The organism is Pseudomonas sp. KD5 (assembly GCF_012932895.1).
In the GTDB taxonomy this organism is placed as follows: domain Bacteria; phylum Pseudomonadota; class Gammaproteobacteria; order Pseudomonadales; family Pseudomonadaceae; genus Aquipseudomonas.
Window position 1 is genome coordinate 191,877 of record NZ_JDWJ01000004.1, and the last position, 17,142, is coordinate 209,018.

Genomic DNA, 17,142 nt, shown 5'->3' on the forward strand with positions numbered 1-17,142 from the left:
GGGTGGAGGGTGGTAACTATCTACCACAGTGACTGAGATACCCATTATTTTAATGTTGCATATAAGGCCGTTATCAAAAGGCCAGTAGACAGCGTGGCGGGCTCAAGGCACTCTTGGGCACGCCATGGATTCCGGTAGCCCGACATGCTTAAACGTCTTCTTCTTGTCCTCGCCAGCGCTTCTCTGTTGCTCATCAACGGGGCTCGCGCCGAAGAAGGTCCCGGCACCGGCCTGGTATTGCTGACGGAAAACTTTCCCCCGTACAACATGGCGAAGAACGGCAAGAACTTCGCCCAGGACGAGAATATCAATGGCATCGCCGTGGACATCGTCCGCGAGATGTTCAAGCGTGCCGACATCCCCTACAGCCTGACGCTGCGTTTCCCTTGGGAGCGAATCTACAAGCTCGCCCTGGAAAAGCCCGGTTATGGCGTGTTCGTAATGGCGCGGCTGCCGGACCGCGAGAAACTCTTCAAGTGGGTCGGCCCTATCGGCCCGGACGACTGGATCATGCTGGCCAAGGCTGATAGCAAGATCACCCTGGAATCGCTGGATCAGGCGCGTAAATACAAGATTGGTGCCTACAAGGGCGATGCGATTGCCGAGACATTGGCCAAGCAAGGTCTGAAGCCGATTGTGGTGCTGCGCGACCAGGACAATGCGAAGAAGCTGGCTAACGGTCAGATCGATCTGTGGGCTACGGGTGATCCGGCGGGACGTTACCTGGCGCGGCTGGACGGGGTAACCGGGCTCAAGACCGTACTGCGCTTCAACAGCGCCGAGCTGTACCTGGCGCTGAACAAGGACGTACCGGATGAGACCGTGGCCAAGCTGCAGGCTGCGCTGGATCAGTTGCGCAAGGAAGGCGTGGTGGACGACATCATGGCGCGGTATCTCTAAATCCCAACACCGAACCTTGTACCTTACGCAAATCACTGTGGGTGGTGCGGCAAGTTAGCGGTAGACGCCATCCTTGCCATGAGCAGCCGTCGCACGATTGCCGCGCACGCTGATCATCAATTTGATGTCGATCCACTCAATTCCCAGTGCCTTGAGCTTGGGCAACTCACGCTCCAGCACCGCCAGAGTTTGCGGATACGGATGCCCGATCATCACCGCCGAACCCTGCTTGCGCGCCAGGCTGATCGCTGTCTGTAGCTGCGTGAAGATCGCCGCTTCGGTGGGCTCGTCATCCAGAAACACATCCCGCGAAACACTTGCCAAGCCAATCTTCTGCGCCTCGGCGGCGGCCACGGTTTGCGCACTGGTGCGGCTGTCGACGAAGAATTTGTGCCGACGCTGCAAGTCCGCCATCAGCCAGGCCATGGCCGGTTGCTGTGCGGTCATGCGGCTACCCATGTGGTTATTGATGCCGGCGGTATAGGGCACCATGTTGAACGCGGCGTTCAGGCGCTTTTCAAGTTCTTCGATGGGCAACTCGGGATGCCAGGCGAATGGTCCGGTGGCCGGGTCCATGGGCATGTGCAGAATGACGGTCTTGCCGGCGCGATGGGCTTCGCGGGCGAACTCGGTGGCGTGGGGTGTATCGGGCATGATCGCCGTGGTGACCGGGCCGGGCAGGGCCAGCACGCGACGATCCCGGGGCAGGTTCTGCCCCAGGTCATCGATGATCAGGCTCAGATAAGCCTTGTGAGGTGTGGTCGCTGTCGTGGCAGGTGCTGCGTGAACAACTCCCGCCAGACTGCACAGCAGACCGAGTAGTAACCGCAGGCGCATCTCAGTGGCCGCGGGTGATGCTCAGTCCTTTGAGCAGGCTCAGGGCCTGGGCCAGCTGGTAATCGTCATCCTGCGGCATGGCCTTGGCTTTGCCGCCGGAACCTGTCGGTTTGTCGGCGCCGCCGTTGCCATTGCCCAAGTGACCTTGCAGATCGGCTTCCTTGAAGTAATCGCCGTCCTGCTCGTTGGTGATCTTGGCCTTGCGCACTTCGATGTCCGGGACGATGCCCTGAGCCTGAATCGAGCGGCCGTTCGGCGTGTAGTACAGCGCCGTGGTGATTTTCAGTGCGCGGTCGTTGTTCAGCGGCAACACGGTTTGTACCGAGCCTTTGCCGAAACTGGTGGTGCCCATGACCACCGCACGTTTCTGATCCTGCAGGGCGCCGGCGACAATTTCCGAGGCCGAGGCGCTGCCGCCGTTGATCAGCACGACCATTGGCACAGCTTCGCTTTCGTCCTTGCCGGTAGCGGAGAAGCGCAGTTCAGAGTTGGCGATGCGGCCCTTGGTGTAGACGATCAGGCCCTTGGTGATGAAGTGGTCGACCACTTCCACCGCCGATTGCAGCACGCCGCCCGGGTTGTTACGCAGGTCGAGGACGATGCCGCTGAGCTTCTTGCCGTTGTCCTTGCGCAGCTTGGCCAAGGCCTTGGAGACCTCTTCGCCGGTCTTGACCTGGAACTGGGTGATGCGGATGTAGCCGTAGCCGGATTCCAGCAGCTGGCTCTTGACGCTTTTCACCTGGATGGTGGCGCGGACCAGGGTCACGTCGAACGGAGTGCCGCCGTCGCGGACCAGGGTCAGGGTGATCTTCTGGCCGATCTTGCCGCGCATCTTGTCCACGGCTTCGGTCATGCTCTGGCCGCGAGTCGGCTGGCCGTTGATCTTGACGATGAAGTCGCCGGCCTGGATGCCAGCCTTGGAGGCCGGGGTGTCATCGATAGGCGAAACCACTTTGATGAAACCGTCTTCCGCGCCGACTTCGATGCCCAGGCCGCCAAATTCGCCGCTGGTGCTTTCCTGCAATTCAGTGAAGTCTTCCGGGCCCAGGTAGGCGGAGTGCGGGTCGAGGTTGCTGAGCATGCCTTTGATGGCGTTTTCCAGCAGGGTCTTGTCGTCAACCGGTTCTACATAGGCTGCCTTGATCCGGTCCATGACTTCGGCAAAGGTGCGCAACTCGTCCAGCGGCAATGGCGCCTTGGTGGTCGCAGCAGTGCCGGCAGGCGCGACCGCCGGGGCCGGTTGAGCGGCAAACGCCAGAGGCGCGCCGATCACCAGGGCGATCGTCAGAGCCAGCGAGGTAAGGCGGGACAAATGCAGCATGTCGAACGAACTCCTAATGTAGGTGACTCAACGCCTATCCTTGCGCGCGGCACCATTGCGCCGGGTCACTCGGGTGACCCTGCTGACGAATAGCGAAATACAGCGCTGGTGTGTCCTGCCCGCCACTGTTACCGACAGTGGAGATCGACTCACCGGCTTTTACCACGTCACCCGCAGACTTGAGCAGCGTCTGGTTGTGACCGTAAAGACTCAAAAAACCGTTGCCGTGGTCGAGAATCACCAGCAGCCCGGCCCCACGCAGCCAGTCGGCAAACACCACGCGACCGCCGTGAACGGCATGCACCTGGCTGCCGGCGGAGGCGCTGATCATCACACCGTCCCACTTGGTGCGGGCGTCGTCGCCACGGGTTTCACCGAAGCGTGCCAACAGTCGACCATCAACCGGCCATGGAAGTTTGCCGCGAGTCGAAGCAAAAGGACCGCCGAAGGTCTCGCCTGAACTTGAAACCAGGGCACCGGGCGTCGATTTGGCGGGTTTGCGTGGGGCGTCGCTGGCGTCTGCTTCAGCCTGAGCCTCACGTAACCGCTTTTTTTCGGCTTCCTGCTGGGCGATCAGCGCTTTTTGCCGCGCTTCTTCTGCCTCTCGGGCCTGACGAGCCAGGGTTTCTTCAATGGTTTTAAGGACTTTAGACAGGTCTGCCTGATCCTGCTCGCGGGCGGCCAGTTTCTGGTCTCGAGCCTTCACGTCGTCATTGAGCTTGGCCAGAACTTGCTGGCGCTCTTTGCGGACTTTGTCGAGTTCGTCGCGCTGGCTGTCGAGGCTGCTTTTCTGCACCAGCAATTGCGCTTGCTGCATGGAGATGTCTTTTTCGACATTGGCCAGTTGGCGCAGGGTTTCGTTGAAATTCTTCAGCTGCTCCAGGCGGGCCTGGCTCAGGTAGTCGTAATAGGTGAGGGTGCGGGCGAATTTTTCCGGGTTCTGCTGGTTGAGCAGCAGTTTCAGGTACTCCTGGCGGCCATTCTGATAGGCCGCACGGGCCTGGATGGCGATCAGTCGTTGCTGTTCAACGCGCGCGCTCTGGAGTTTTTTTTTCTCGGCGTCGAGTCGCTGCAGCTCGGATTCGCTTTTCTTCAGCTCTTTTTGCAGCGCCTCGACCTGCTTCTCGAGCTTGCCCATCTCGGTTTCGGTGCCTTTGAGGTCTTTCTGCACCCCGGACTTTTCTTCCTGGAGCTTGCCCAGCAGTTTTTTCAGCTCGGCAATGTCCTGACGCGTGGCGTCCAACTGTTGTTGGGTTTGCGTACGCTCGTCGGCAAAGGCCGGTTGGAGCAGGCATGTCAGAGCGAGGGCTATCAGGACGCGAAGCATAGAGGCGGGCGACACCAGGGAAAGGGACGGGCCTAGTATGCCCGCCAAGCGCAGCAAAAAAAATGCCCAATTGGGGCTGTGTGATAACTGGACAGAAAAACACCGCAAAACCAATGTGGGAGCGAGTAAGCCTGCTCCCACAGGGTTTGGCGGCGTTTGAGCGGCGCGATTACACCAGAATCGAAGTTCCGGTCATTTCCACAGGCTTCTCAAGCCCCAGCAACTTCAGCATGGTCGGTGCCACGTCGGCCAGCACGCCGCCTTCGCGAACCTTCAAGTCACGCTTGCCGACATAGATGAACGGCACCGGCTCGGTGGTGTGGGCGGTGTGGGCCTGGCCGGTGGAGGCGTCGGACATTTGCTCGACATTGCCATGGTCGGCGGTAATCAGGGCTTCGCCGCCGACTTTTTCCAGCGCCGTGACGATACGGCCGACGCAGGTGTCCAGGCATTCCACAGCTTTCACCGCCGCCTCGAATACACCACTGTGACCGACCATGTCGCCGTTGGCGTAGTTGACCACGATCACGTCGTAACGCTGGTTTTCAATGGCATCGACGATGCGGTCGGTGACTTCCGGGGCACTCATCTCGGGCTGCAAGTCATAGGTGGCGACTTTCGGCGACGGGATCAGGATGCGTTCTTCGCCCGGGAACGGTTCTTCGCGACCGCCGGAGAAGAAGAAGGTCACGTGGGCATACTTCTCGGTTTCGGCAATGCGCAGCTGTGTCTTGCCGTTTTTCGCCAGGTAATCGCCCAGTACGTTTTCCAGGCTGCCCGCAGCGAAAGCCGATGGCGCGGGGATGCTGGCGGCGTATTGGGTCAGCATGACGAAACCGGCCAGTTTTGGCTGGCGAGCACGTTCGAATTCCTTGAAATCGTCTTCGACGAACACGCGGGTCAGTTCGCGGGCACGGTCGGCGCGGAAGTTCATGAAGACCACGGCGTCGCCATCTTCGACCTTCACCGGCTCACCGATGCTGGTGGCTTTGACGAATTCGTCGCTCTCACCACGTTCGTACGCGGCTTGCAGGCCTTCCTGAGCGGTGGCGGCGTTGAATTCGCTGGCGCCATCGACAATCAGGTTGTAGGCCTGGGACACGCGATCCCAACGGTTGTCGCGGTCCATGGCGTAATAACGGCCAATGATGCTGGCGATCCGGCCTTTGCCGAGGGCCTGGAAGGTTGCGTCCAGCAACTCGATCGACGACTGGGCGCTTTTCGGCGGCGTGTCGCGGCCGTCGAGGAAGGCGTGCAGGTAGATTTTTTCGGCGCCGCGCTTGAAGGCCAGCTCAGCCATGGCGACCAGGTGGTCCTGGTGGCTGTGAACGCCGCCATCGGACAGCAGCCCCATGAAGTGCACGGCTTTGCCGGCAGCGACGGCTTTATCCACCGCGGCGCAGATGGTCGGGTTCTCGAAGAACTCGCCATCGCGGATCGCTTTGGTCACGCGAGTGAAGTCCTGATACACCACCCGGCCGGCGCCGAGGTTCATGTGGCCAACTTCAGAGTTGCCCATCTGGCCGTCCGGCAAGCCGACGTCCATGCCGCTGCCCGAGATCAGGCCATTCGGCACGGTGGCCCACAGACGGTCCAGTACGGGCTTCTTCGCCGCATAGATGGCGTTGGATTCAGGGCTCTCACTGTGACCGAAGCCGTCGAGAATAATCAGGACCAAAGGTTTAGGCGTGGTAGTCATGGATTCCACTCGTGGCTGAATTAAAAGAGGGCGATGGAAAAGGGAGTAGGAGTTTAAAGCTAAGTTCCGGCGCCGTCACCGCCGGACGGGGTTTGGCCCACCATAGTGGCTGTGTATACTGGCCGACATTTTAACGCCCTGGAACCTCCTTCGATGGTTGATCACCTGATTCAATTCGCCACCAACCACTACATTCTCGTGGGTATCTTCGTTGTACTGGCGGCCCTGCTATTGGCCTATCAGATGCAAGGCGGCGGCCGCAGCCTGAGCACCGGTGAACTGACCGGGCTGGTCAACAAGGACGCAGGCGTAGTGGTCGACATTCGTCCGACCAAGGATTTCGCCGCCGGTCACATCGTTGGCGCGTTGAACATTCCTCAGGACAAGCTGACCGCTCGCGTCGGCGAACTGGAAAAGCACAAGGCCAAGACCATTATCCTGGTCGACGCCATGGGCCAGACCGCCGGTACTCATGCCCGTGAACTGGTGAAAGCCGGTTTCACCGCTGCCAAGCTGTCTGGCGGTATTTCCAGCTGGAAAGCCGACAATCTGCCACTGGTGAAGTGATATGAACAACGTCGTCGTCTATTCCAGCGATTACTGCCCTTATTGCTCGCGAGCCAAGTACCTGCTCGAGAACAAAGGCGTGGCCTTCGAAGAGATCAAGGTCGATGGCAAGCCGCAGGTGCGTGCCGCGATGGCTCAGAAGGCCGGGCGTACGTCCGTGCCGCAGATCTGGATCGGCAGCACCCACGTTGGCGGCTGTGATGATTTGTTTGCCCTGGAGCGCGCCGGCAAGCTCGACGCCATGCTCAAGGCCTGACTGCGTTACTTAGAAATAGCTAACCCTATAAGACCCGAGATCAGAAAGGATCTGAGATGACTGACCAACAGAACACTGCAGCTAGCGAAGAAGAAAACGCACCGCAATTCTCCTTGCAGCGCATCTACGTACGTGACTTGTCCTTCGAAGCCCCGAAAAGCCCGGCAATCTTTCGCCAGCAGTGGGAACCGAGCGTCGGTCTGGATCTGAACACCCGTCAGAAGGCGCTGGAAGGCGACTTCCACGAAGTCGTACTGACCCTGTCGGTCACCGTGAAAAACGGTGAAGAAGTAGCGTTCATCGCTGAAGTGCAACAGGCCGGGATCTTCCTGATCAAGAACCTGGACGCGGCTTCGATGAGCCACACCCTGGGCGCGTTCTGCCCGAACATCCTGTTCCCGTACGCTCGCGAAACCCTGGACAGCCTGGTGACCCGCGGTTCGTTCCCGGCCCTGATGCTGGCCCCGGTGAACTTCGACGCGCTGTACGCACAAGAGCTGCAACGCATGCAGGCGGCTGGCGAAACTCCGACCGTCCAGTAAAAGAAGCTTCATTTGCTCCATGAAAAAAGCGCCTTCAAAGGCGCTTTTTTCATGGAGCAAACGAAACCTGTCGTCGGATCGTGCGGTTACTTGAACCCGAGCTGACGCCAGGCTTCGTACACCGCGATGGCCACGGTGTTGGACAGGTTCAGGCTGCGACAGCCTTCGCGCATGGGCAGGCGCAGGCGTTGTTCGCCGGGCAGGGCGTCGAGCACTTCGGCTGGCAAGCCACGGCTTTCCGGGCCGAACAGGAAGGCATCGCCCTCGGCGAAGCTGGCATCATGGAACGGTCGCGAACCTTTGGTGGTAAAGGCGAACAGCCGAGGGTGGCCGAGGCTTTCCAGACAGCTGGCGAGGTCTGCGTGGCGTTGCAGGGTGGCATACTCATGGTAATCGAGGCCCGCCCGGCGCAGGCGCTTGTCGTCCATCTCGAAGCCCAGCGGTTCGATCAAATGCAGGTGGCAGCCACTGTTGGCGCACAGCCTGATAACGTTGCCGGTATTCGGCGGAATTTCTGGTTGGAAAAGGATGACGTGAAACATGCACGGCTCCGAAGGTAAAGATGAGCAGCATTCTACGCCGCAAGCCGATCCCCGTTCGAAACTATTCCTGCGGGTGATGGGTTCACTGGCGATTGTCGGAGTGATGGTGGGCCTGATGATCGGTCGTCTGACTGCGCCTGACCCCAGCGTTTTGCAGCAGGTCGAGGTGACCAATGATGGGCTGGTGGTGTGGTTCAACAACGAACCCAAAACCCACGGCGAATTGGTCGACGGCAGTGTCGCGCTATTGTTCGAGGCTGAAGGCCGTGCACAGAAAGGTCAGCTCAAGCTCAACGGTAAAGACGTGAACTGGCGAACGCGATTGAGTGATGGGGGATTGTTGCTGACGGTGGTGGCGGCCCGGCCCCTGCAAGGCGACTGGGCCGGTAGCAAGGTCGATGACCGCTGGCGGCTGGAGATCCATCTCCGAGAGCAATAAAAGAGGGAATCCCCGGCCTGCCTGTACCAAGGTTCCCAAAACGGGAGGGCTCGCGCATGCGTCGTGAGCCCGGTGTAAAGAGGGAATCCCCGGCCTGCCTGTACCAAGGACCCCAAAACGGGTGGGCTCGTCGCTGTTGCGGTATGAGCCCGGTATAAAGAGGGGAATCCCCGGCCTGCCTGTACCAAGGTCCCCGAAACTGGGTAGTGAATCGAATCACTGATTGGACTATTGCAGGGGGCGTGCCAGTTTTTAATATGTTGAAACGAAAAGTCGCTGAGTAGTGCTGAAAGCCCCGTATTCCGGGGCTTTTGTGTTTTTTCGGTATGGTTTTTTCTGCAGGTGAGCACGGGATTTGGGACGGGTTGTTGTGCGCGATTGCGGTTCACGGTGCATTGCTGCGGTGCACGGTGGCCCCAAAAGCATCGCGGGCAAGCCCGCTCCCACAAGGTTCAATGGTGTTCACGCGCCGGTGAAACCATCGAAATTCCTGTGGGAGCGGACTTGCCCGCGATTGGATCCGGTACTCAGTGAGGAGCTGGCGGCTAGTTAACCCTCATCCCCTTCATCATCATCCCCACCATCTACCTTCATCCCCAATTCCTTGATCTTGCGCGTCAAGGTATTACGTCCCCAGCCCAGCAGCACGGCGGCGTCGCGGCGGCGGCCGGCGGTGTGTTTGAGGGCGGTTTCGATCATGATCCGCTCGAAGGCCGGTACGGCGCTGTCGAGCAGGCTCGATTGGCCACGTGCCAAAGCCTGGTCGGCCCACTGGCGCAGCGCCTGCTCCCAATTGGTCACCGGTGCTGAATCCTGCGGCAGGCTCAGCAGCTCCGGCGGCAGGTCGCTGATGTGCACTTCGCGACCTGAAGCCATCACGGTGATCCAGCGGCAGGTGTTCTCCAGCTGACGCACGTTGCCTGGCCATGGCAGGTTTTTCAGGTATTCCTCGGTTTCGCTTTTCAGCAGTTTCGGTTCCACCGCCAGTTCTTGCGCGGCGCGGCTGAGGAAGTGCTTGGCCAGGGTCGGGATGTCTTCGCGACGGTCCGACAGCCGTGGAATGTGGATGCGGATCACGTTGAGGCGGTGGAACAAGTCCTCACGGAATTTTCCGGCGTGCACCAGGGTTTCCAGATTCTGGTGAGTCGCGGCGATGATGCGTACATCGACCTTCACCGGCACATGACCGCCGACGCGGTAAAACTCGCCGTCCGCCAGTACGCGCAGCAAACGAGTCTGGGTGTCCGCCGGCATGTCGCCGATTTCATCGAGGAACAGCGTGCCGCCGTCGGCCTGTTCGAAGCGCCCGCGACGCAGGTTGGCTGCGCCGGTGAACGCGCCTTTTTCGTGGCCGAACAGTTCGGACTCCATCAGATCCTTGGGGATCGCCGCCATGTTCAGCGCAATGAACGGCGAGGCCGCCCGTGGGCTGTGACGGTGCAGGGCGTGGGCCACCAGCTCTTTACCGGTGCCGGATTCGCCGTTGATCAGCACGGTGATGTTGGAGTGGCTCAAGCGCCCGATGGCGCGAAACACTTCTTGCATCGCCGGCGCTTCGCCGATGATTTCCGGGGTGCGGGTCAGCGTCGGGACGACTTCCAGGCCTTGCTGTTCCTGAGCGTGTTGATTGGCGCGCTTGACCAGGGAAACGGCTTCGTCGACGTCGAACGGCTTGGGCAGGTATTCGAACGCGCCACCCTGATAGGACGCGACAGCGCTGTCCAGGTCGGAGTGGGCAGTCATGATGATGACTGGCAGCCGTGGGTGTTGTTCGCGAATCCGCGCCAGAAGGTCCAGGCCGCTGGCACCCGGCATGCGAATGTCGGAGATGATCACGTCCGGCTGCTGGCGCGCCAGGCGGCTCATCACGCCATCGGCGCTGTCGAAGCTTTGGGTGGTCATGCCTTCCTGTTGCAAGGCTTTTTCCAGGACCCAACGGATAGAACGGTCGTCATCGACGATCCACACGGTTTCACTACGGCTCATGTCGATGTGGCTCCTTGTTCCAGTGGCAGAAAGATCGAGAACGTGGTGTGGCCTGGATGGCTGTCACATTCGATCAAGCCCTGGTGCTGGCTGATGATGTTCTGGGTAATGGCCAGGCCCAGCCCGGTACCGTCCGGGCGGCCGCTGACCATGGGGAAGAAGATGGTTTCCTGCAGCTCGGCGGGGATCCCCGGGCCGTTGTCGATGATTTCGATCTTGGTCACCAGGCGATGGCGCACGTGGCCGATGGTGAACTGGCGCATGGCGCGGGTACGCAAGCTGATGCGGCCAAGGCGCAGCTCGTTCTGGCTGCTGATGGCCTGCATCGCGTTGCGCACGATGTTCAGCACGGCTTGAATCATCTGTTCGCGATCGATCAGGACATCCGGAATGCTTGGGTCGTAGTCGCGCACCAAAGTGATGCAGCCCTGACTTTCGGCCTCCACCAACTGACACACACGCTCGAGCACTTCGTGGACGTTGCACATGGCCAGCGACGGCAGCTTGTTAGAGCCGAGCATGCGATCCACCAGATTGCGCAGGCGATCGGCCTCTTCAATGATGACGTTGGTGTAATCGCGCAGGCTTTCTTCCGGCAACTCACGGGCGAGCAACTGAGCCGCGCCACGAATGCCGCCGAGAGGGTTCTTGATCTCGTGGGCGAGGCCACGCACCAGCATTTTGCTGGTTTCCTGCTTCGACAGTTGTGCCTCTTCCTTGGTGATCCGCAGGAGGCGGTCGCGAGGATGAACCTCCAGCAGCAGCATCGTGTCGCCATTGCTCAGGATTGGCGTCACGGCGTAGTCGACGGTCAAGGTCTGGCCGGTGAGGGCGGTGAGCATCGCTTCGCGCTTGGTGAACGGGTGTGCCTGCTCGACTGCCTGGCGCAGGGAGTTCAGCGCTTCGGTGGATTCGGTGAACAACTCACTGATGAACTGCCCATGGCTACGCTGGCCGCTGATGGCCAGGAGCATTTCCGCCGCCGGGTTCATGTACTCGAGGCGCAGTTCGGCGTCGAGCAGGATGGTGGCGGTGGTGAGGTTGTCGAGTAGCAAGCGGTGTAGTGCGTCGCTAATGGTCATAGTAGGGCGTGCTCACCGTAAATGGCGAATCGCGTTGGCGCTGTGATCGCGCCAGGCAAGGCGTAGGACGCAGAGAATGGCGTTCCCTTTTCAAGTCCTACAACGCAGCATGGCGCGATCACAGCGCCAACCCGAAGGGCAAAGCCCCACGAGACGCAATCCGTCGTTATTCGTCGTTCATTTGGAGCAACCAAACTTCTCTCCTCATGCCTAGTCTTGCGTCTCGTGGGGCTTTGCGCGATCGCCATTTACGGTGAGCACGCCCTACTCCCTCTTTTGGAGCAGGGCATGCGCATGAATAACGCGCCGGTATGAGGAAAATGCAAAAACCAAACCAAGGCTCCGAAAAGAAGCGTTTAGAGCCTGAAACGGGCGTTTTACGCTCGTTTGCATGGCGTTCTGCCAGTTTTTTCGGGTACTTTCGAACCAAAATGGGTTGAGATGTGGGTATGGTGCAGATGTTTGCACCAATATAGTGCGCAAACCTGAACGAGGTTAGAAGAAGGGCAAGAAGGCGCTTTTTTCTTCTTCAGGCTTGTCTTTAAGGGGGCATTCCGGCCGTTGGCCGTAGTCGGTGAGGGTGCAGGGTTTGACCTGGCGTTTCTGCGCCAGGGAAATGCGCAGCATATGGAACGGTTGATTGGCGGTGCGTTCGACGGTGTGGCCCTGTTCGTCGAGGATTTCCACCGACAGGTTGTGACTGCCGCGGTCGATATTGCTCAGGGCGAACACCGGGCTGGGGCCGGGCTCGGCAGTGGGCTGGCCGTCCAGCAGCAAACGGTAACGATGGCCCCGTTGCAGGCCGGGTTCGCTGGTAATGCTGACGATCAATTCACCGGCACTGCTACGGATCGTGGCATCCGGTTCCGGCACCAGCACCCGAAGCATGTCGTAATGAAACAGTGGCTTGGTCGGGTTTGTTTTCGCAGCGGTCATGGGCGCTGCGCCACTCGGGTTGGCTGACATTCGATTGCTTGTCGCCAACGGCACACGTTTGGCGTTGCGGGCGCCCGGCTGATCGGTGAAGACCCGATTACCCTGAGCGTCGATATAGGTGAAGACCTCGGCCATCGCCGGCAGGCTGACCAGGCACGCGATCAACAGCCAGGCCCTCAAGGTTTATGCACCCGTTGCACGGTGAGCGTCACGGTGGGGCTCTGTTGCACGACGTTTTGCCCGTCGATCACCTGAACCGCAAGGTTATGTTCGCCACGGTCGATGTTCACCAGTTGCAGGGTCGGCACGTTGCTCGGCTGGCCGTAGGGTTGACCGTCCAGTAACAGCCTCAATCGATGAGTGCCTTGCAGGCGTGGATTGATCAATACGCTGACGGTGAACGTGCCGTTGTTGGCGCGCAAGGCTTCTTCGGTGGGCAGGCCGCTCAGCTCCAGCACCTGATAGGCGCTGTGCGCTTGGTCACGGCTACTGGCTTGCGCAGGTGCTACGGGTTCGCTGGGCGACTGACGCTCGACGCTGTTGAGCGGTGACAATTCGACCGGCCGGGCTTTGACGCCGTCGGGCGGCTGATTGCTGTAGGCGGTGTTGCCATTGGCGTCGGTGTACTTATAGATCTGCGCGGCGACGGGCAGGGCGATCAGTACGAGCAGGCATAACAACAATGAGCGCATTGCAGGCTTCCATTGGCCGTTGGGCAAGTGTCCGGCCCTGTTCCGTTCGTGGCGACTAAGCGCTGAGCATAGAGCACATCAGCGCATGTCGGCAGGCCGGCTCAGCGGCTGGTGCTGCACAACTCAGCGCTGGCACGTACCTTGGCGAGCTCGCGCAGAGACACTTGGGCGCCGGTTTTATTGGCTTTGGCCAGCCAGGATGGGCACTGCGGGTCGTTGCGATAAGGGCTGAAATCGGCCAGTTGTTGCAGCAGGCGTTTTTGTAACTGATCAAGTTGCGGGCGGATCTGCCCGACGAGGTCGGGGCGAGGGGTGTCGGGAGCCTTGCCTTGCGCATGCCAGTCAGACAAATGCGCGTATTGCACCAGTTTGTTGGCCTCGATCTGCGCCGAGAAGAACTGTTCGACGGCTTCGTTGCTCAATTTATAAGCAGGTGCCAGGGCCACGGCACCAGCAATTACCTCACGCTCGCGCTGACGGTCCTCGACGGGTTTACCGCTGTCCCATTTGCTCAACGCGACTTGATCGGCAATCGCCAGGCGCTCCTCGATGGTGCCTAGTAGCGGGGCGAGGGCGGCAGGTGCCGGGCTGGCAAAAGCGCTGTTGGCCAGCAGGGCAGTGAGCAAGGCAAGGGATGAGCGTAGGCGCATGGAGGATCTCGACTTTATCGGGTGAAGGCCATGATGCACGCAACCGGGCATCCGATGACAGACGTTCGCCCACAAAAAAGGCCTCCCGAAGGAGGCCTCTCTTTTGTCACGCTGCGTAGTGCAGCGCTACCGGATCAGCAGCTGTAGTACAGCTCATATTCCAGTGGGTGTACGAAGGTACGAACCTTGATTTCTTCTTCGCTTTTCAGAGCGATGTAAGCGTCGATGAAGTCGTCGCTGAAAACGCCGCCTTTGGTCAGGAACGCACGACCTTTGTCCAGCTCTTCCAGGGCTTCTTTCAGGCTGCCGCAAACTTGTGGGATCTCTTTCGCCTCTTCAGGCGGCAGGTCGTACAGGTTTTTGTCAGCTGCATCGCCAGGGTGGATCTTGTTCTGGATGCCGTCCAGGCCAGCCATCAACAGTGCAGCGAAGCCCAGGTACGGGTTAGCTGCTGGATCCGGGAAACGGGCTTCGATACGGCGAGCGCGAGGGCTGGACACGTAAGGAATACGGATCGAAGCGGAACGGTTGCGAGCCGAGTAGGCCAGCATCACTGGAGCTTCGAAACCTGGGACCAGACGCTTGTAGGAGTTGGTCGACGGGTTGGTGAAGCCGTTCAGAGCCTTACCGTGCTTGATGATGCCGCCGATGAAGTACAGAGCGGTGTCGGACAGGCCGGCATAGCCTTCGCCAGCGAAGGTGTTCTTGCCATCTTTGGCGATGGACAGGTGAACGTGCATACCCGAACCGTTGTCGCCGTACAGCGGCTTAGGCATGAAGGTCGCGGTGCGGCCGTATGCGTCAGCTACGTTGTGTACGCAGTATTTCAGGGTCTGAACTTCGTCAGCCTTGGCAACCAGGGTGTTGAACTTCACGCCGATTTCGTTCTGACCGGCAGTCGCCACTTCGTGGTGGTGAACTTCGATGACCAGGCCCATTTCTTCCATGGCGTTGCACATGGATGTACGGATTTCGTGGTCGTGGTCGAACGGCGGAACCGGGAAGTAGCCGCCTTTGACGCCTGGACGGTGGCCTTTGTTGCCGCCTTCCACGTCCTGGTCGGACATCCACGAACCTTGTTCGGAGAAGATTTTGAACATCGAGCCGGAGATGTCGGACTTGAACTTCACTTCGTCGAAGATGAAGAACTCAGGCTCTGGACCCACAAATACGGTGTCGCCGATACCGGTCGACTTCAGGTATTCCTCGGCACGCTTGGCGATCGCCCGTGGGTCACGGTCGTAGCCTTGCATGGTCGAAGGCTCGATCACGTCGCAAACCAGGATCAGGGTCGGCTCTTCGGTGAACGGGTCGAGAACGGCAGTGGTGTCGTCCGGCATCAGGATCATGTCGGAAGCTTCGATGCCTTTCCAGCCAGCGATGGAGGAACCGTCGAACATTTTGCCTTCTTCGAAGAAAGCTTCATCCAGCGCATCGCGAGCCGGCATGGTCACGTGGTGCTGAGTGCCTTTGGTGTCCGTGAAGCGCAGATCAATCCACTTGACGTCATGATCTTTGATGAGTTGAACCGACTTCGACATAGTGTCCTCCGGGTGGCTTAGGGCTTGTAATGGATGCCCTTAAATGTGGGTGATGCCGGCGCGAATACTCTGCCATGGCAACCTGCCTCACAAGGGAGCAAATTGCATGCCAGTGCCTCATCATGGGTTTTTTGCCCCAATATCACGCTTGCAAGGGGGCGGCGCACCATAAAGCGCAAAATATCGCCCTGTAATGTAGCGTCGAATTCCATAAATGACCCGTTTTGGTGCATGCAAAACCTTCTGCACATTAACTGGTTAAACCTTGAGCAATTTCCGCTATAATCCGCGCCCCCCTTTTTCGGCTGGCCCTGCGCGCGCTGTTTTCATGAAACTAATCGTAAAAGTCTTCCCCGAGATCACCATCAAGAGCCGCCCGGTACGGATGCGTTTCATCCGCCAGTTGGCCAAAAACATCCGTACCGTGCTCCGCGATCTGGACCCGGCCGTGGTGGTGAACGGTGTGTGGGACAATCTCGAGCTGGAAACCCGCGTCAGCGACCCCAAGGTCCTGAAAGAGATGGGCGAGCGCCTGACTTGCACGCCGGGCATCGCGCACTTTCTGCAGATCGACGAGTACCCGCTGGGCGATTTCGACGACATCGTCGAGAAGTGCAAGCAGCACTACGGCGATGCGCTGGCCGGAAAGATTTTCTCGGTGCGCTGCAAGCGAGCCGGCAAGCACCCATTCAGTTCGATAGACATCGAGAAATATGTCGGCAGCCAGTTGCGCCGTCAGTGTGGTGCCGCCGGGATCGACCTGAAAAAGCCCGAAATCGAAGTCCGTATCGAAGTTCGCGACCAACGGTTGTTCGTGATCCACAGCCAGCACAACGGCATCGGCGGTTATCCGCTCGGGGCCCTGGAACAGACGCTTGTACTGATGTCCGGCGGCTTCGATTCCACCGTTGCGGCCTACCAGATCATGCGCCGCGGGCTGATGAGCCATTTCTGCTTCTTCAATCTGGGCGGACGAGCCCATGAGCTGGGCGTGATGGAAGTCGCGCACTTCATCTGGAAGAAGTACGGCAGCTCCCAACGCGTGTTATTTGTCAGTGTGCCGTTCGAGGAAGTTCTGGGAGAAATTCTCGGGAAAGTCGATAACAGTCATATGGGTGTAGTTTTGAAGCGTATGATGTTGCGCGCTGCTTCCCGAATTGCTGATCGACTGCACATCGAAGCGCTGGTCACTGGCGAGGCGATCTCCCAGGTGTCGAGCCAGACGTTGCCGAACCTGTCCGTGATCGACTGCGTGACCGACAAGCTGGTCTTGCGTCCACTGATCGCCAGTCACAAGCAGGACATCATCGACACGGCCAACGAGATCGGCACCGCCGATTTCGCCCGGCACATGCCGGAGTACTGCGGGGTCATCTCGGTCAATCCGAAGACGGCGGCCAAGCGCTACCGCGTGGAGCACGAAGAGAAAGAATTCGACATGGCAGTCCTTGAGCGCGCGCTCGAGAATGCCAAACTGGTGCCGATCGATCGCGTGATCGACGAATTGGGCCAGGATTTGCAGATTGAAGAAGTCAGCGAAGCGCTGGCGGGCCAGATCATCATCGATATCCGTCACCCGGATGCCGCCGAAGACGACCCGCTGGAGCTTCCTGGTATCGAGGTACAGACGATGCCGTTTTATGCACTGAACGCTCGTTTCAAGGAACTGGACCCTACTCGCCAGTACCTGCTGTATTGCGACAAAGGCGTGATGAGTCGCCTGCATGCCCACCATTTGCTCAGTGAGGGGCATGCCAATGTGCGCGTTTATCGACCGAGCTAAGTGCCCGGGGCTGTTTGCCTGTGGCCTGCGTCACCGGCCCCC

The 17,142-nt window shown here is 59.5% G+C and carries 17 protein-coding genes; 6 read left to right on the forward strand and 11 right to left on the reverse strand.

Going from position 1 to position 17,142, the window contains the following annotated elements:
- Positions 1 to 144 precede the first annotated feature (144 nt).
- Positions 145 to 900: an ABC transporter substrate-binding protein gene (locus AF70_RS10695; protein WP_019581802.1), complete on the forward strand. Its 756-nt coding sequence runs from the start codon at positions 145 to 147 to the stop codon at positions 898 to 900.
- A 54-nt stretch (positions 901 to 954) separates the two neighbouring features.
- Here the strand turns inward: AF70_RS10695 and AF70_RS10700 are convergent, their stop codons facing one another.
- From AF70_RS10700 to gpmI, 4 genes are all read right to left on the reverse strand, one after another.
- A complete protein-coding gene (locus AF70_RS10700) occupies positions 955 to 1,737 on the reverse strand; it encodes a divergent polysaccharide deacetylase family protein (protein ID WP_028939598.1) in 783 nt (260 codons plus the stop codon).
- Between the two features lies 1 nt (position 1,738).
- Positions 1,739 to 3,058 (reverse strand): S41 family peptidase, encoded by a 1,320-nt coding sequence (locus AF70_RS10705; protein ID WP_028939599.1) that lies wholly within the window; start codon positions 3,056 to 3,058, stop codon positions 1,739 to 1,741.
- Between the two features lie 34 nt (positions 3,059 to 3,092).
- Positions 3,093 to 4,385 (reverse strand): murein hydrolase activator EnvC, encoded by a 1,293-nt coding sequence (locus AF70_RS10710; RefSeq protein ID WP_019581805.1) that lies wholly within the window; start codon positions 4,383 to 4,385, stop codon positions 3,093 to 3,095.
- A 169-nt stretch (positions 4,386 to 4,554) separates the two neighbouring features.
- A complete protein-coding gene (gene gpmI / locus AF70_RS10715; RefSeq protein ID WP_019581806.1) occupies positions 4,555 to 6,084 on the reverse strand; it encodes a 2,3-bisphosphoglycerate-independent phosphoglycerate mutase in 1,530 nt (509 codons plus the stop codon).
- Between the two features lie 153 nt (positions 6,085 to 6,237).
- Between gpmI and AF70_RS10720 the strand changes: the two genes are divergently transcribed.
- From AF70_RS10720 to secB, 3 genes are read left to right on the forward strand one after another with little or no spacing between them, the layout of a single operon-like run.
- Complete coding sequence (locus AF70_RS10720) at positions 6,238 to 6,651, forward strand: rhodanese-like domain-containing protein (RefSeq protein ID WP_018929205.1); 414 nt, start codon at positions 6,238 to 6,240, stop codon at positions 6,649 to 6,651.
- A 1-nt stretch (position 6,652) separates the two neighbouring features.
- Entirely contained in the window at positions 6,653 to 6,907 is a 255-nt protein-coding gene (gene grxC, locus AF70_RS10725) for a glutaredoxin 3 (protein WP_007939440.1), read from the forward strand.
- A gap of 56 nt (positions 6,908 to 6,963) precedes the next feature.
- Positions 6,964 to 7,449 (forward strand): protein-export chaperone SecB, encoded by a 486-nt coding sequence (secB, locus tag AF70_RS10730; RefSeq protein WP_007939439.1) that lies wholly within the window; start codon positions 6,964 to 6,966, stop codon positions 7,447 to 7,449.
- A gap of 86 nt (positions 7,450 to 7,535) precedes the next feature.
- On the opposite strand, the gene trmL is transcribed toward secB, so the two are convergent.
- A complete protein-coding gene (trmL, locus tag AF70_RS10735; protein WP_007939438.1) occupies positions 7,536 to 7,991 on the reverse strand; it encodes a tRNA (uridine(34)/cytosine(34)/5-carboxymethylaminomethyluridine(34)-2'-O)-methyltransferase TrmL in 456 nt (151 codons plus the stop codon).
- Between trmL and AF70_RS10740 the strand changes: the two genes are divergently transcribed.
- Positions 7,990 to 8,430: a hypothetical protein gene (locus tag AF70_RS10740; RefSeq protein ID WP_018929203.1), complete on the forward strand. Its 441-nt coding sequence runs from the start codon at positions 7,990 to 7,992 to the stop codon at positions 8,428 to 8,430. The genes trmL and AF70_RS10740 overlap by 2 nt on opposite strands.
- Positions 8,431 to 8,979: 549 nt before the next feature.
- Here the strand turns inward: AF70_RS10740 and ntrC are convergent.
- From ntrC to glnA, 6 genes are all read right to left on the reverse strand, one after another.
- Positions 8,980 to 10,416, reverse strand: a complete 1,437-nt coding sequence (ntrC, locus tag AF70_RS10745; protein ID WP_018929202.1) for a nitrogen regulation protein NR(I) — start codon at positions 10,414 to 10,416, stop codon at positions 8,980 to 8,982.
- Entirely contained in the window at positions 10,413 to 11,498 is a 1,086-nt protein-coding gene (gene glnL / locus AF70_RS10750) for a nitrogen regulation protein NR(II) (protein WP_018929201.1), read from the reverse strand. Before glnL ends, ntrC begins: the two co-directional genes overlap by 4 nt.
- Before the next feature lie 495 nt (positions 11,499 to 11,993).
- The gene (locus tag AF70_RS10755; RefSeq protein ID WP_032830985.1) at positions 11,994 to 12,614 is read right to left on the reverse strand and encodes a DUF4124 domain-containing protein; all 621 of its coding nucleotides are present in this window, start codon (positions 12,612 to 12,614) and stop codon (positions 11,994 to 11,996) included.
- Entirely contained in the window at positions 12,611 to 13,126 is a 516-nt protein-coding gene (locus AF70_RS10760; protein ID WP_019581808.1) for a DUF4124 domain-containing protein, read from the reverse strand. Before AF70_RS10760 ends, AF70_RS10755 begins: the two co-directional genes overlap by 4 nt.
- 101 nt (positions 13,127 to 13,227) lie before the next feature.
- Positions 13,228 to 13,776 carry a chorismate mutase gene (locus AF70_RS10765; RefSeq protein WP_019581809.1) on the reverse strand — a complete coding sequence of 183 codons (549 nt, stop codon included), beginning with the start codon at positions 13,774 to 13,776 and terminating at the stop codon, positions 13,228 to 13,230.
- Between the two features lie 134 nt (positions 13,777 to 13,910).
- Complete coding sequence (gene glnA / locus AF70_RS10770) at positions 13,911 to 15,317, reverse strand: glutamate--ammonia ligase (RefSeq protein ID WP_019581810.1); 1,407 nt, start codon at positions 15,315 to 15,317, stop codon at positions 13,911 to 13,913.
- Between the two features lie 328 nt (positions 15,318 to 15,645).
- Here glnA and thiI point away from each other — a divergent pair, with 328 nt between their 5' ends.
- The gene (thiI, locus tag AF70_RS10775) at positions 15,646 to 17,100 is read left to right on the forward strand and encodes a tRNA uracil 4-sulfurtransferase ThiI (protein ID WP_026286654.1); all 1,455 of its coding nucleotides are present in this window, start codon (positions 15,646 to 15,648) and stop codon (positions 17,098 to 17,100) included.
- Positions 17,101 to 17,142 lie beyond the last annotated feature (42 nt).

Excerpts from the sequence above, each read along its gene's own strand:
- AF70_RS10695 (WP_019581802.1), top strand. The coding sequence starts at position 145 with ATGCTTAAACGTCTTCTTCTTGTCCTCGCCAGCGCTTCTCTGTTGCTC.
- AF70_RS10700 (WP_028939598.1), bottom strand. The coding sequence starts at position 1,737 with ATGCGCCTGCGGTTACTACTCGGTCTGCTGTGCAGTCTGGCGGGAGTT.
- AF70_RS10705 (WP_028939599.1), bottom strand. The coding sequence starts at position 3,058 with ATGCTGCATTTGTCCCGCCTTACCTCGCTGGCTCTGACGATCGCCCTG.
- AF70_RS10710 (WP_019581805.1), bottom strand. The coding sequence starts at position 4,385 with ATGCTTCGCGTCCTGATAGCCCTCGCTCTGACATGCCTGCTCCAACCG.
- gpmI (WP_019581806.1), bottom strand. The coding sequence starts at position 6,084 with ATGACTACCACGCCTAAACCTTTGGTCCTGATTATTCTCGACGGCTTC.
- AF70_RS10720 (WP_018929205.1), top strand. The coding sequence starts at position 6,238 with ATGGTTGATCACCTGATTCAATTCGCCACCAACCACTACATTCTCGTG.
- grxC (WP_007939440.1), top strand. The coding sequence starts at position 6,653 with ATGAACAACGTCGTCGTCTATTCCAGCGATTACTGCCCTTATTGCTCG.
- secB (WP_007939439.1), top strand. The coding sequence starts at position 6,964 with ATGACTGACCAACAGAACACTGCAGCTAGCGAAGAAGAAAACGCACCG.
- AF70_RS10740 (WP_018929203.1), top strand. The coding sequence starts at position 7,990 with ATGCACGGCTCCGAAGGTAAAGATGAGCAGCATTCTACGCCGCAAGCC.
- trmL (WP_007939438.1), bottom strand. The coding sequence starts at position 7,991 with ATGTTTCACGTCATCCTTTTCCAACCAGAAATTCCGCCGAATACCGGC.
- ntrC (WP_018929202.1), bottom strand. The coding sequence starts at position 10,416 with ATGAGCCGTAGTGAAACCGTGTGGATCGTCGATGACGACCGTTCTATC.
- glnL (WP_018929201.1), bottom strand. The coding sequence starts at position 11,498 with ATGACCATTAGCGACGCACTACACCGCTTGCTACTCGACAACCTCACC.
- AF70_RS10760 (WP_019581808.1), bottom strand. The coding sequence starts at position 13,126 with ATGCGCTCATTGTTGTTATGCCTGCTCGTACTGATCGCCCTGCCCGTC.
- AF70_RS10765 (WP_019581809.1), bottom strand. The coding sequence starts at position 13,776 with ATGCGCCTACGCTCATCCCTTGCCTTGCTCACTGCCCTGCTGGCCAAC.
- glnA (WP_019581810.1), bottom strand. The coding sequence starts at position 15,317 with ATGTCGAAGTCGGTTCAACTCATCAAAGATCATGACGTCAAGTGGATT.
- thiI (WP_026286654.1), top strand. The coding sequence starts at position 15,646 with ATGAAACTAATCGTAAAAGTCTTCCCCGAGATCACCATCAAGAGCCGC.